7 protein-coding genes are annotated in these 15,296 nt (G+C 60.8%); 2 read left to right on the top strand and 5 right to left on the bottom strand.

Annotated features, from left to right (window positions below; genetic code table 11):
- Positions 1-193 precede the first annotated feature (193 nt).
- The 5 genes from NFH97_RS18925 to NFH97_RS18905 all read right to left on the bottom strand — a co-directional run bounded on the left by NFH97_RS18925 (position 194) and on the right by NFH97_RS18905 (position 12,949).
- Positions 194-6,262: a retention module-containing protein gene (locus NFH97_RS18925; protein WP_349625374.1), complete on the bottom strand. Its 6,069-nt coding sequence runs from the start codon at positions 6,260-6,262 to the stop codon at positions 194-196.
- A 349-nt stretch (positions 6,263-6,611) separates the two neighbouring features.
- A complete protein-coding gene (locus NFH97_RS18920; RefSeq protein WP_349625373.1) occupies positions 6,612-7,211 on the bottom strand; it encodes a helix-turn-helix transcriptional regulator in 600 nt (199 codons plus the stop codon).
- On the bottom strand, positions 7,211-8,629 hold the full coding sequence (locus NFH97_RS18915; RefSeq protein WP_045993760.1) for an HlyD family type I secretion periplasmic adaptor subunit: 1,419 nt from the start codon (positions 8,627-8,629) through the stop codon (positions 7,211-7,213). The genes NFH97_RS18920 and NFH97_RS18915 overlap by 1 nt, the downstream gene beginning before the upstream one ends.
- The gene (locus NFH97_RS18910) at positions 8,629-10,734 is read right to left on the bottom strand and encodes a type I secretion system permease/ATPase (protein WP_108133366.1); all 2,106 of its coding nucleotides are present in this window, start codon (positions 10,732-10,734) and stop codon (positions 8,629-8,631) included. Before NFH97_RS18910 ends, NFH97_RS18915 begins: the two co-directional genes overlap by 1 nt.
- A gap of 271 nt (positions 10,735-11,005) precedes the next feature.
- Positions 11,006-12,949 (bottom strand): TolC family outer membrane protein, encoded by a 1,944-nt coding sequence (locus tag NFH97_RS18905; protein ID WP_249742783.1) that lies wholly within the window; start codon positions 12,947-12,949, stop codon positions 11,006-11,008.
- A 398-nt stretch (positions 12,950-13,347) separates the two neighbouring features.
- Between NFH97_RS18905 and NFH97_RS18900 the strand changes: the two genes are divergently transcribed.
- Together NFH97_RS18900 and thiI are read left to right on the top strand one after the other, a co-directional pair.
- Complete coding sequence (locus NFH97_RS18900; protein WP_045994775.1) at positions 13,348-13,629, top strand: hypothetical protein; 282 nt, start codon at positions 13,348-13,350, stop codon at positions 13,627-13,629.
- A gap of 132 nt (positions 13,630-13,761) precedes the next feature.
- On the top strand, positions 13,762-15,249 hold the full coding sequence (gene thiI, locus NFH97_RS18895; RefSeq protein ID WP_349625372.1) for a tRNA uracil 4-sulfurtransferase ThiI: 1,488 nt from the start codon (positions 13,762-13,764) through the stop codon (positions 15,247-15,249).
- Positions 15,250-15,296 lie beyond the last annotated feature (47 nt).

Below are 15,296 nucleotides of genomic sequence, written 5' to 3'. Positions count from 1 at the left end.
AAATAGCGAAGCTGCAAAGCAAAACATGACAAGGCGTCAGCAGCTGGATGATGTCTCCTTTCCCGGCATCGCTAAGACCACCACAGTCATCACTGGCTGCTTCTGAAGGAAAGTCCTGCTGTTGATACTCGAATGTGAACTGACGCATACAAAAAGGGCCTGGCATCGCCAGGCCCTTTTGCAAAACGCATCGTCACTCGACGATCAATTGTCCATCATCAAGCATCTGCTGCAGCACCTGTTCACCACTTCCGGCCACACCGAGGCCGCCCAGTTCGATGGTCAGGTCAGCGTTGTTCCCGGACGCGTCAATCCCGCCATCGGTCTTGATCTTCAGGAGAATATCCTCGCCTTCGTCGACAGCCACCAGATAGCTGGACAGGTCCGACGCAGCGCCATCGATCAACAGACCGCTCAGATCGAGCTTGTCAGCTTGATCGGTGGTTCCGAGAGTGAAGTCCTCGATACGATCAACAGAAGGGACCTCGGCGTCTGCGGCATCCCATACAAATTGATCACTATCCAGGCCTCCCCACAGAACATCGTCTCCTTTACCGCCCACCAGAACATCCTGCCCTGCGCCGCCTATCAGGACATCATCGCCCTGTTCACCATATAGCTCATCGATACCACCGTCCTGGCGCTCCAGGTTCATCAGTGAATCTACGTTGGCCAGAACATACGCCTTGACCTCATCAGTCGTTGGCGCGGTGCCATTGCCAAAATCGGGAGACCACTTCAGAAACTCATAGAGGCCTTCATAACCTAGACCATTGTGCTCTCCCGATGAAAACTCCTCCCCGGAATCGCCGTTACCCCATTCGAGATCATCGGAGTTGACCGTGTCTCCGAATACAAGATCATCCCCCGCCCCGGCAAATACCTGGTCACTCCCCAAGGGTTCTAGATCCGAGGTACTTGACCCCGTATCAAGAGCAAGATTCAGATCTTCCTCGGTGTTGACCACGTTGATCTCACCGGCGGATCCGGTATAGGTATTGCCGTCTTCCAACGCAGTCTCGACGTCACTCGCCAGGATGTCGGTATTGTCAAAATGGCGGATGTAATCAACCAGACTATCTTCCCCTATGCCGATCCCGTGGACCGAATCGGCCACTTCGAGCAGTGCTTCGAAGGACGCCACCGATTCCTCCACCGCCGCAAGAGAACCGGGCTCCAGCGGATCCGGGATCACCAGCTTGCCATCCTCGTCCAGCCAGATTGTCGGTAGCCCGTCGGTGACAAAGACCGCCGTTGACTCGAAGCTGTTGATATCCGACATGCGGGTGAAGAAGTCCGTACTGGCAACGAAGCCTGCATCGAAATTGGTGGATCCCTTGGCTTCCATACCGAGGATATAGGCCCTGGCCGCAGCCAGGTCAGCACTACTGAAGTCTTCGAACACGACAGGATTTCGTGCTACGCCGTCGAAATCGATCAGTTGAAGATTCAAGGTACCTTCGAAGTCTGCCAGGGTCTCGAGCTGTCGCAGCATTGCTGCCTTCAGCAGCTCGAGGCGGGTATAGTTGCCCGATCCATCCGGCCTGGGCGTATCGACTTCTGCATTCATGCTGACCGACGAGTCGAGAATAAAGGAGAGGTTATAGTTGCCTGCTGGGTCGATGATGATCGTTGCCCCACCCTTGTCCGCGATGACGACATCGTCGCCCCCACCTGTGGTGATTGTATTGTTGGCATTGTTGCTCACCACGAGCTCACCCGGGCCTGACAGGATCAAGGAAAGCTCACCGGACGCCTTGTCACCGTCGCCATCGGCAGCCTCGAGGGGCAGCGGCACCGATGCGTCTCCTGGCGCAGCCCCACGGACGATGTCGACGCTGCCAAGCCCAAAGGGTTCACCGTTCCCGCCTTCGATGATGATGGCCTGGATGCCCTCGGCGCTGTTGATGACAAACGACCAGCCATCCTGCAAGCCTTCAACCTTGAGATCCCCATCGATGACATCGATCTGAACCTCCGACGTCACATCCACGCCCCGTTGATCGAGAATGCGCAGGTCCCCGGCCGACAGCGGCAGAGGCTCATCTTCCCCCTGCTGTGACGAGTAGGCCCGGGCACTGAGCAGCAGGGTGGCTCGCGCGTTGTCAGCGCCAGCCATCGAGATACTCTGGCGAAACTCGCCGACGCGCACATGTGAGTCCCAGGACACCACACCGCCGGTTTCCTCGGCCCCCGCGACCATATCGACACGCAGCTGGTCTCCTTCATCAATCTGTCCCGCCCCGACGATGAGTGATCCGTCGGCAATCGCAACGCCGGCCACCGCGGAGAACACCAGCTGCGAATCAAGACCGCCCTCGGAGACATCCAGCACACCCTGGGTCGCGCTCTGCGAAATGGCGGTCGCCACGATGTCACCATCAAGCCGACTGAAAACAGACAGCTCACCTTCCCCGACAACGAGACGGGCCTGATTGCTTGATTCATCCAGCACCACGCTGAAGCCTACCTGTCCGGTGGCTGTCACCGCCTCCAGCTCGACCCCATTGTCGGCCAGCCTCCAGGACAGTGGTCCGCCATCCAACATGATGGTGTTGCCATTGACGTCTTCCACCGGCGCCCCATCCAGCGCACCGTCGAAGCGGATCGGGGCCCCTTGCCCATCCGCACCATACCCGCCCGGAAGTGCCAGTTCTCCAGTGCTGCCATTTTCAAGCAGTAAAGCTTCCGAGACGATGCCCTCCGGCGCATCATCATCGATGCGAATGTCGAGCTGGCCGGATGCCTCGCTACCGTCAACATCGGCGACGGTGTAACCGACCGACATGGCCAGATCGTCCTCGGTGGAATTTTCCGGATGGTCGAGCGGACGCAGCAGGCTCACCTCGAAGGCACCGCTGGCAAGGTCTGTCAGGGTGATGCGCAGCGCCTCTTCGCCCGCTGCCGTGGCCGCAACCAGGCTCAGGCCATCATCCGACACGGCAAAATTCAGCACCTCACCGCGCGAGCTCAACGCCGGCAGACCCACCTGCGACCAGGCGAAGGCGCCGCTGACTGCCGGGCCGTCGTCGCCGAAGTCGTAGCCGAGCGCACCGGTGATGACCGTGGCCTCGCCCGCGACATCGCCATCACCGCCGGGGATACCGCCATCCAGGCCGTCCTCATCGAGCACCACCTCGGCAGGCGCCGCATCCGGATCACCGCCATCCGTTGGGGTGGTGGGCCCCGATGCGTCCAGGATCTCGCCACTGATATCCAGTTCGACGACGTCACCGTCACCATCGGTCACGCGAAGCACGACATCGACGTTCTGCGGCGTACTGTTGTCGAGTCCGCTGGCTGCCGTAAAGGACCAGCTACCGTCACCTCTCAGGGTCAGGTCGCCCTGCGCCAGGGTCAACGTGGTCTGCTCGTCACTGCCAGGCAGACTGGAAAAGCTCAGGGGCGCCCCATTGATCAGTACGTCGATGACGGAGAGTCCATCCGCGCCGGAGCTCAGAGACCAGTTGCCTTCGACGGTGGCGCCCTCGGCCACCTGGATAACGCCTGAGCTGGCGTTGGCGTCGATCAGGGTGTTCCCCGTGGTCACCGACGCCACCGGGGTATCATCATCGATGCGAATGTCGAGCTGGCCGGATGCCTCGCTACCGTCAACATCGGCGACGGTGTAACCGACCGACATGGCCAGATCGTCCTCGGGGGAATTTTCCGGATGGTCGAGCGGACGCAGCAGGCTCACCTCGAAGGCACCGCTGGCGAGGTCTGTCAGGGTGATGCGCAGCGCCTCTTCGCCCGCTGCCGTGGCCGCCACCAGGCTCAGGCCATCATCCGACACGGCGAAATTCAGCACCTCACCGCGGGAGCTCAACGCCGGCAGACCCACCTGCGACCAGGCAAAGGCGCCGCTGACTGCCGGCCCGTCATCGCCGAAGTCGTAGCCGAGCGCACCGGTGATGACCGTGGCCTCGCCCGCGACATCGCCATCACCGCCGGGGATACCGCCATCCAGGCCGTCCTCATCGAGCACTACCTCGGCAGGCGCCGCATCCGGATCACCGCCATCCGTTGGGGTGGTGGGCCCCGATGCATCCAGGATCTCGCCACTGATATCCAGTTCGACGACGTCACCGTCACCATCGGTCACGCGAAGCACGACATCGACGTTCTGCGGCGTACTGTTGTCGAGCCCGCTGGCTGCTGTAAAGGACCAGCTACCGTCACCTCTCAGGGTCAGGTCGCCCTGCGCCAGGGTCAACGTGGTCTGCTCGTCACTGCCAGGCAGACTGGAAAAGCTCAGGGGCGCCCCATTGATCAGTACGTCGATGACGGAGAATCCATCCGCGCCGGGGCTCAGAGACCAGTTGCCTTCGACGGTGGCGCCCTCGGCCACCTGGATAACGCCTGAGCTGGCGTTGGCGTCGATCAGGGTGTTCCCCGTGGTCACCGACGCCACCGGGGTATCATCATCGATGCGAACGTCGAGCTGGCCGGATGCCTCGCTACCGTCAATATCGGCGACGGTGTAGCCGACCGACATGGCCAGTTCGTCCTCGGTGGAATTTTCCGGATGGTCGAGCGGACGCAGCAGGCTCACCTCGAAGGCACCGCTGGCGAGGTCTGTCAGGGTGATGCGCAGCGCGTCTTCGCCCGCTGCCGTGGCCGCCACCAGGCTCAGGCCATCATCCGACACGGCGAAATTCAGCACCTCACCGCGGGAGCTCAACGCCGGCAGACCCACCTGCGACCAGGCAAAGGCGCCGCTGACTGCCGGCCCGTCATCGCCGAAGTCGTAGCCGAGCGCACCGGTGATGACCGTGGCCTCGCCCGCGACATCGCCATCACCGCCGGGGATACCGCCATCCAGGCCGTCCTCATCGAGCACCACCTCGTCCGGTGCCGCATCCGGATCACCGCCATCCGTTGGGGTGGTCGGGACGGTTGCGTCGAAGATCTCGATACGCTGGTGAGCATCGGCTTGATCACCGTCTCCGTCGGTCTGTACCAGACTGAACTCCACCGACGGTGATGCTCCCTGATCGAGTCCGACGGCAGCGGTGAATGACCAACTTCCATCAGCCTCCACGATCAACCGTCCTTCCTCGAGCACGATCTCCTGTCCCAGCGCAAAGGACTCATCGATGCCAGCGACCGACACAACGAGACTGGCCACACCATCGGCACAATCAACGGCGCTCCAGCTCCCCTCGATGGTACTGCCTTCCCCCACCTCGGCGGGACCGCCCAGCTCGATGCCGGGAACATCATCGAGAATCAGCACATCCAGGCTGGCAGTGCGGCCGTCACCATCGACATCCGTCACCGTCACTTCGATCTGCTCCAGGAAGCCGCCATCGGTGGCCCCCTGCGTCTCGTCATTGTCGACGGTATTGGTCAGCTCAAAGTGGTAAAGCACGGTCCCGCCAGTGGCGTCACCCTGAAAACCATCAAGCCAGAGGATGCCATGGGGCGTATCGAGGGACCTGGGAGTCCCCTCCAGGGCCTGAAGGTCCGCCAGCGTCAAGGAGAGCGTCCCTCCCAACGTCAGCGCGCCGAGACCATCGGGAGTGTCGAAGTTGAAACTGCTGGACTGCGCCAAGGCGTCCGCCGATGGACGACTACCCTGGGCTAGCGCAGACTCTCGTACCACGAGCTCGGCACCTTCCAGCCCCCCCGGAAGATCACCAGCGTCTGGGTCTATACCGGAGCCGTCTGGACCACCTTCCAAGCCGCCTAGGCTGACATCGTTGTCTTCTTCCTCTTCGCCCCCCTCCTCGCCAGGGTTGTCGCCATCGACGATATCTCCCAGGAATAGTCGGGGTTCCTGTCCATCGGACGAGTCCAGGCCGTACTCGAAGGCGAGTGGAGAAACCTGCTCGAGAATACGCAAAAGACGGACGAAAGAATGCCCATTGTCGTTGCCGGGGCCAGCACCCGGACCCGCGTCAGGCTCGTCGAAGACATCGAAGAGGTCCCGGCCCGATTCCAGCACCTCGAACACTTCTTCCAACTGCTCGTCCTGCAGCAGCGAAGCCTGAATCAACTCGGACGGGACAGTCTGCGCAAGAAGCAACTCATCTGAGGGAAACGATTGGGCGTCGCCCTGGCCCAGCGGCATTTCCATTGTCTCGCCTGATTCAAGCACCAGCGGTAGCTGTCCGGAACTTGACGAAACAACCACTCGCCCGTCATCTCCGGCGACAAGTCGCTGGCCTGGCTGCAGCACATCGCCGGGCCTGGCCACCCGCTGTTCGCCTGCCTGGTCGACAATCCACACACTTCCTGCGGTAGCAATGATATTCATGGGTTTAGCCCCGTGCTTTCTGCTTATTGGGTTTCCACAGAAAATAGGGGCGGCCCCGTGCGGGCGATACTGTCTAGTAGGTCAAGTGGGAGAGTTCTCCATCGGAACAACCCACAAATGCACAGTTAAGAAGTGTTTATTGCAAAATATAAAGATAATCTCTTACTTCAACCAACGACTTTCCCAGACCGAAAAGTAACGGCACTATTCCAGGGCTCTATTTCCGGAGTAAGGTGCAGAGAACGAGACGCCTGCACTGGACGACATCAGATCAACCGTTCTACCACAGAAAAAGGGGGCTAAAAGCCCCCTTCAAACTGTCGCGCGGTAATGACCACTTCTTTCGCCGTCAACGATCCCTGGAGAGGCGCAGGATCAACTGCATCCGATCCTTGACCCCCAACTTGCGGAAGACTGCCCCGAGATGGGCCTTGACGGTTCGCTCGGTAATACCGAGCTCTCGCGCCACCAGCTTGTTGCTTTGGCCCTCCGCGACAGCCAGCGCAACATCCTTCTCGCGCTCGGTCAAACCTTCCAGCATGTCGTGGTGCACGGCAGGCGCCCCACCCATGGCCTTGAAGACACCGCCCACCAGGCTGTCCATCAACTCGGGCCAAAGCCAGATGCCCCGGTGCCTCAGCACGACATCGACCTGACGCAGCACTTCGGGGGTAGAAAGCGCGTGGACATAGCCCCTGGCGCCAGCGGTGAAGGCTTCATACGCTTCAGCGGAATGCGGATTGAAGGACAGCACCGACACCAGCACTCCCTTGCTGGCCAAACGCGTGCACAGTCCCGTCCAGTCGCCACCTTCAACCACTACCCAGGCGAGATCGCCCTTGACGGCATGGTCGATGACACTGTGAGGAGCGACCACTTCCAGTTCACTGAAGGCATCATTCCAGCGCGGTACCTCGCTACTTCCTTGATAGACCAGGTATCGAGTCATCACCGCTCTCCCATCGCGTTACCCCAGGCGCGCAGTACCGGCTTCAACAGGAACTGCATCACCGTTCGCTTGCCGGTCAGGATATCCACCTGAGCGGTCATGCCCGGAATGACATCCACCGCTTCGGCTTCCGCGCTGTCTTCGGTTCGTACTCGAACCCGATAGTAGGTGTTTCCCTCTTCATCGGTGGTAGTGTCCGCGCTGATGTGCTCCAGCTGGGCATCCAGCCCGCCATAGATGGAAAAGTCATAGGCCGTCAGCTTGATGGTCGCAGGCAGGCCCGGGCGTAGAAACGCGATGTCCTGCGGCGCGATCTTGGCCTCGACCACCAGGGCGTCGTCGGTCGGGACGATATCGACCACCTCCTGACCGGGCTGAGCCACCCCGCCGATCGTATTGATCGCCAGACGCTGAACGACACCATCGACCGGCGAGCGGATCTCGGAGAGACGCACCCTGTCCTGGAGCCCCTCGCTGGACTCGTCCAGGGCCGACAGTTCACCCAGGGTCGCCGACAGCTCCTGACGCCACTCATTGCGTGCCTTCGCATCGACCTCGCGAAGCTCACCCAGCGCCTCCTGAATCGCCGACTCCAGCCGTGACACCTGAGCCGTCGCTTGATTGCGCTCACCACTCGCCCTGGAGACCTCACGCTGCAAGCGCAGCACTTCAACCTCTGAGACCGCCCCGCTGGACAGCAGAGGGCGCGTCATGTTGAGTTCCTGACTGGCAAGATTCAGCTCGCGACTGGCTGCGTTGCGACGCGCAGTCGCCTCGTTGAGCTCCGCCCGGCGCTGTGCCAGTCGCTCCTGCAGTATCTGCTTCTGCTCATCCAGCGTTTCCAGACTACTGTGGTATAGCTCGCGCTCACGGGAGACGATATTGGGCGCCTGCTCGATCAATGCCTCCGACGGAGAGAAGTCCGACCCGGTAGCCAGCGCCCTCAGTCGCTCGGCCTTGGCTTGCAGGGTTTCCGCCTTCGCCCGGTTCTCGTTGAAGTTCGAGAGAAAACGCGTCGGGTCGATGCGCATCAGCAGATCGCCGGTGGAAACAAAATCACCTTCGCTGACGCGAATCTCCTGAACCACGCCTCCATCGAAGCTTTGCACCCGCTGAAGCTGGCTGGAGGGTATGACCCTGCCGCTGCCGCGTGTCACCTCATCGATCGGCGCAAAGCAGGCCCAGACGATCACGCAGATGATCGCCACGACAACCATGTACAGCATCAGCCTGGCGCGCAGAGGATCCTGCTGCATTCGCGCCCAGTCAGCGTCGCTCGCCCAATCTCTGTTGAGATGGGATGCGCTGACGCGACGCGCAAACAACCGGTCGATAAAGGGGCGAAAGACTTTGCCACCTTTGCGTGATACGCGACCGACGCCTTCGAATCCCTTCTGTTCGGCACTCTTGCTGGACATCAGCTGGCCCTCCCGATCTGGCCTTTGCGCAGCGCATCCATGACGCTGTCACGCTCACCATCTGCGACCACCTTGCCAGAGTCGATGACCACGATACGATCCACCAGCGACAGCAGGGACGTGCGGTGCGTCACCACCACCATCGTCTTGCCCCCAGCGTAATCCTTGAGGTTGCGCTTGAAGGCCTCCTCGCTGGCGTGGTCCATGGCGCTGGTCGGCTCATCCAGCAACAAGATCGCCGGGTCGTGCACGATGGCTCGCGCGATCGCTACCGCCTGCTTCTGACCACCCGAAAGCATCTGTCCGCCTTCGCCTACCTGCAGCTCGACGCCCTGAGGGTGTGTGCTGACGAGTCCATCGAGCCCACTGATACGGATGGCCTTGAGCAGCAGATCGTCATCCACACCTTCGCTGCCGGCACCGGCGATGATGTTGTCCTTCAATGAGCCGTAGAACAGGCGAACGTCCTGAGGCACATAGCCGATATGTCGCCTCAACTGCAGAGGGTCGAACTGACGAATGTCCACATCGTCGATCAGCACCGCTCCCGACGTCGGCTGGTACAGACCGAGCAGCAACTTCTGCAACGTGGTCTTGCCACAGCCAACTCGTCCCAGCAGCGCCACCTTCTGGCCTGGTGCTATCGACAGAGAGACGTCGCGAAGGCTGTCATTCTCGGCCTGGGGGTAGCGGAAGGTAACCTTGTCGAACTTCACCAGTCCCTTGACGGCGGGACGATCGATGTAGCTCTTTTCCTCACGTTCCACCGGCATTTCCATCACTCTATCCAACGACTCCAGGGCCGTGGCAGATTGATGATACTGAGCAAGCAGTGCGGCGGCCTGGCTGACCGGTGCCAGCGCACGAGACGACAGCATATAGGCAGCGATCAGCCCGCCCTGGGAGAGATTGCCGTCGATGATCAGATAGACGCCGATAAGGATGACGCAGATACCGACGGTATTCTGGGTCCACTGGGCGATACTGGTGACCGAGGTTCCGAGAAACTTCAGCTGAGCGCCGGTACGCGAAAGGAAGGCGCTGGCCTGCTCCCATTGCCCCTGAACTCGGCTCTCGCCCCGCAGCGTCTTGACCGTCTCGAGCTGGGAGACCGATTCCACCAGAGTAGCGTTACGTTGCGCCCCTACCTTCAAGGTCGTTTCCGACAAGTCGTGCAGCTTTCCCTGGGCACCGAGGGCGTAGAGCAAGATAAACAGCACGCCAACCACGATAGGAATGACCAGTGCAGGTCCTATCAGGCCAATGATGGCGATGAACATCAGAACGAACGGCAGGTCCACCATGGCGATCACGGTGGCGGAGCCGATAAAGCTCCGAACCGACTCGAAGGATTGCAGCATCGAGACAAAGGAACCGGTCGAGGCAGGCTTGGCCTCCATCCGCATCCCCATGACGCGAGACATGATACGCGACGAGAGCTTGACGTCAGCTCGACTGGCCGCAAGATCGACAAAGCTCGAACGCATCAACCTGAGCGTCAAGTCGAATGCCAGTACGATCAGGGCACCGATGGACAACACCCACAGCGTCTCGGTGGCGTGATTGGGCACCACGCGGTCATAGACATTGAGAACGAACAGCGGCATCGCCAGCGCGAAGATGTTGATGGCGACGGAGCCCAGTATCACGTCACGGTAAAGGCGTCTGTTTTCCTTGATCACGCTCCAGAACCAATGCCCAGAACGTTTCTCGTTGACATCCTTCGACCGGGCGTCGAAACGGAACCGCGGCCGCGTATAGATCGCCGTCCCGCTGTAACGTTCGTGAAGCTCGTCCAGCGAGATTTCTACAGACGCCTGCCCCAATTCGGGGTAAATCACCTGCGCGGTACGCGCCTTGACGTCGATATCGAGCAATGCGCAGGCGCGCCCTGGCTCCAGCAACAGCACGACAGGAAATAGCGCAGGGTTCAACTGAACGAGGCGACTCTTGACGAGTCGCGCCGTCAGCCCGGCACGTTCCGACGCCCGGGGAAATATCCCTGGCGTCAGTGCGCCATCTTCCAACGGCAGGCCCGCTGTCAGGGAATCCGCACTGACATCATGCTCGTGGTAGTGAGCAATCGACAGCAGCACTTCCAGCAACTCATCCTTGACTGGGCCTCTGTCTTCGTCCTGCTCCTGCGCTTCAGGTGTTGTAAATTCTGCTTCATCCGCAACTCGTGAATCGTCCACGTAAACCTCTCTGTCGGCCGATGGCTGTACCAGAACGCCCTTTCCGTGCGACCCGGCCTATCATCCCTGCTGTCGTCACGGCTTCCTTTGCGGCAATGCAAGGACCAGAACGTGGCAGTTGCATCCATATTCCGGGAAATGGCGTCCCCGAGAAGCGAGGACGCGATCATCCACTGAGCTTCTAGCCCTCCAGGCCGCGACCGTGTTCCCCTCGCGCCCAGGCAAGGGACACACTGTCATCACCGGCGGAACCAGGCAATGCCCCCATGTCCAGATTCTCGCCACTGCGTTCAAGTGTGATCTCCACTCGACGGTTCTGGCGACGACCTTCGACGGTGTCGTTGGACTGAACAGGCCGATGCGAGCCATAGCCCCGGGTTTCAATCAGCGAAGCACTGACGCCCTGGCTGACCAGGTACTGGCCCACCGCTGCCGCTCGATTACGCGACAGTGGATCATTGATGGCATCGGTACCCGAGATGTCCGCATGGCCAGCGATGAATACCCGGACCAGGTCGTTACGGCCACGGATACGGTCGGCCAACGCACTCAGTTCCTGCTTGGCGCTCGCACTCAGCACGTAGCTGTTGATCTCGAACAGAGCGTCCGCAGGCATGACGACGTCCGGAGCCCGTGTGGAGCCGGTGAGCTCCTCGATGCTGTAGGACCGCGGACCTACCGCCGGACAGACGATATCCGGCGTGATCGACACACCGTTGCTGTCCAGCTCGGCGAGGCTCGGCAGTCCATCCTTGCGCACCTCCAGCACCTCCAGCAGGCTACCGGTGGCACGCAGGGTGCGCGCATCTGCCAGAGCGACGTCATACTGCGCGTTCACATAGGCACGACTCGCCTCGAAATACTCGTTCTCGATGTCCAGCAGGTCGAGCAGCGAACGCTGACCGATATCGAACTGCTGCTTGTAGGCTCCGCGTACGCGATCGGTCGTCTGACGGTGCTCGTTCAGGTATTCCAACTGGTCGCGCAGACGACGGGTGTCGTTGTAGGCGATGGTGGTGGTCTGACGAATGTCGACGCATGCCTTGTCACGCAGATTGACCGCCTGCTCGACGCGATCACTGGCGGCGCGGAACGACGCCAGGTCGCTGCCGCCGCGATACAGATTGAGGCTACCCACCAGTTCGATGCTGTGACGGTCTTCATGATCATTGTCGGAAATGAAGTCGCCGTCGGTGTCACTGCCCTTGTAGGTACCACTGCGGCCCACCAGGTCAAGCCTGGGATGGAAGGGCGACTTGGTGCCTTCACGCTCGGCGCGGGCGGCCTCGATGTTCTCGATGGCGGCATGGAAGTCCGGGTTACCCTCGTAGGCTAGCTGCAACGCCTGGGCGACGTCAGCGGGTAGCTGCTCGGCGAAGGTCGGCGCCGGCGCCAACGCTTCCGGCGGCAATTCCCCCACCAGACGCTGGAATCGCGCAGACACATCGTGCAGGTTGGAGGCTTCGGTGATCAGGTTCGATTCGGCCAGTGCCAGACGACCGCTGATCTGCTCGAGGTCGACACGACGACCGGCACCTGACAGAGCGCGGGCCTCGATCTGCTGGTAGACCTCCAGGTGCTTCTGATAGTTGTCCTGGGCCAGGCCCACCAGGCGACGGTAACGCTGAACATCAAGATAGGCATTAGTTGCGTCCAACGCCGCGTCCTGACTCGCCCCCAGCAGCTCGTAGTAGCGTACCAGTTCTGCCCGGCTCAGACGCTCGACCTCACTGGCGGTGGCGAAGCCGTCATAGATCATCTGGTTCAGCGTCACCTCGACATAGTCGGTGTCGTAGCTGCCCTGTTGATCGTTCTGACGATCCTCGAGGCCGACGCCTGCATTGACGTCAATCTGAGGCAGATAGCCCCCAAAGGCCACCCGCTCATCGTGGCCCGCCGCCTGGAAGCCATTCCAGGCCGCTAGCACCTCAGGATTGGTATTGATGGTCTGCTCCACGACGTCACGCAGGGTCGCCGCACCGGGCGATGTCGTGCCAGGCGGCAATGTCTGCGCGTCCTGGGCCATGACTCCTGACCCCATCAGCATTGACGTAGAGGCCAATGCGATGGCACTGACCAGCGGCCGCACCATGGAAGAGCGAGGTTCTCGGCGGATCGTTTTCATTCGTGTTCCCTTAATTATCAATGGCCGCAGCCAGTACAGTTGAATCTAGTACCAACGAACTAGCCCAACAACCCCGGATTCTGCAGGACCAGCCGTGCTGCTTCGGCGCTACCATTCTCATCATCCCCGGGATGGGCGAGCAGTTTCCCTGTAGCGCCGATTGTCGAGCGCTTCCCCAACGCTGCTAACATCCCATCCAGCCACAACTACTGTTACAACTACAATCCTCTCACATTCGAACACATTCGGTAACATCTCGTCATTCAATGTCATCATGGTCAGGCAAGGCACCACTTGACAGAATCCACAACATCACCCTACAGCAAACCTGTCCCGTAGCAGTCCACAAACATGCTATCGTAATCCCTTGGATCAAGCGCCTAGCCAAGGAGTCACCGATGGCCTCATCCGAAATTCAAAAAACCCGTGTCATCAATGAATTGACCGGCTTTATCAAAAAGTTGCTGCAGGACCCCAAGGTCCTGGAGACCTCTCTAGAGATCGCCCGCCGGCACCTGGAAAGTGGCAGCGATAGTGGCGTCATGGCCGACATTGCCAACGAAATCTCGGACACCACCAGTATTCATATCCCTGACAGCGCCGAGGAGCACTCCGAAGCCGACCGGCTCTTCCTGGAGCTTCTCAAAGAGGTCGTACAGGAAGAAAAAGCGCTGTACTGACGCATTTTTTCCTCTTTTTTTCCTGCCCCCCGCCGATCGCCCCCCTGCCGTCGGCGGAATCTCGAAGATCTCCATCAAACTTGATCTGGATCAAGGTTACTATTCTTACATCGTAGTTTCGGCGTTCACACCATGGAATATCGTCTTTCCCTTTCTGCCGACATCGCCACCAAGTCCGCCTCGGTGAGACGCCACATGGGTCGCTGCCTGGCCACCAATCTGCGCAATGCACTCAGGCGCCAGGAGCCCAAGACCAAGGTCGTTGCCCAATGGGACCATCTGGTCGTAAGACTTCCGCGGGAGCTTTCTCGCGGCGATCGTCTGGCACTGGAAGCGAGCATGACCCGGATACCGGGCGTTCAGCGCGCGGCCAGGACACGTAACAGGCCGCTTGGGGACTGGCGGAACACCATCGAACAACTGGCGTGCGAACGGGCATCGGACATCGAAGGCAAGCGCTTCAAGGTCAAGGTCAAGCGCAAGGGACATCACGACTTCGGTTCGGTGGAGGTAGAGCGTGCGCTGGGCGCAGCGCTGCTCGCCCACGCTGCTGATGCCAGGGTCGACCTGAGCACCCCCGAGTTAGTGATGCCACTGCGGATCGATGGCGACACCTTGATCGAGGAAGTCGACCTTGGGCCGGGCCTCGGTGGCTTTCCACTAGGCACCCAGGGAGAGGCACTGGTACTGATGTCCGGGGGTTATGACTCCCCGGTGGCGGCCTATCGGATGCTCAGGCGCGGCATCAAGTGTCAGTTTGTCCTCTTTCGTTTTGGCGGACAGGAACAGGAAAGCGCGGTCAAGGCGCTGACCCGAGACCTGTGGCAACGATACAGCGCCTCCCATAAGGCCAACTTCATCACCGTTCCCTTCGAGGAAGTGGTCGAGACACTGCGTCGCGAGGTACCTGATGGCCTGGTGTCGCTGGTGCTCAAGCGCTTGATGATCGAGGCCGCCGCAAGAGTCGCGCAACGCGCGCGCATCCCCGCCCTGGTGACAGGAGAGGCGATCGCCCAGGTATCGAGCCAGACACTGACCAATCTCGGCCTGATCGACCGCGCCAGCCACCTGCCGGTGTTGCGACCGCTGCTGACCGATGACAAGCAGACCATCATCGATGAAGCCCACCGGATCGCTACCGCTGAGGCGTCGAGCCGAATGCCCGAGTACTGCGGCGGGATGTCCAGCCGCCCCAGGGTCAAGGCGTCGCTGAAGGAACTTCAGGTGGCAGAGGCCGGACTACCGGCCGACCTGCTGGATCGCGCCCTGGCCAGCGCCACTCGCCAGCCTGTCGATGCGCCAGTATCCAAAGGCGTCAGCGCACCCTCCCAGGAGCCTCTGGCAGAAGTCTCCTTTGGAGGGCTCCACGAGTTCGCCCGAACGGCGACCCGGGTCATCGATGTGCGGCCCCCGGACGACGTCGAGCGCCGTCCGCTTGGGCCACTCGCCTGCCCCGTCGATCATATTCCCTTCTATGAACTGGCGACCCGCAGCGATGCGCTTGATCCCGACACCCGCTATCTCCTCTATTGTGACCAGGGTGTCATGAGCCGCCTCCAGGCGCTGCACCTCAAGGACCGAGGCCTTGAGCATGTCGGCCTGCTGGTGGCGTCCTCCTGACAATGCACCGTCTGCGCAACGGCTTATTCATGGCTGCGCCCAAGCAC

Source organism: Halomonas sp. SCS19, assembly GCF_040147015.1.
GTDB lineage: Bacteria > Pseudomonadota > Gammaproteobacteria > Pseudomonadales > Halomonadaceae > Halomonas > Halomonas litopenaei.
Note: the sequence above shows the minus strand (reverse complement) of the source record. Positions and strands in the feature narration are given on the sequence as shown.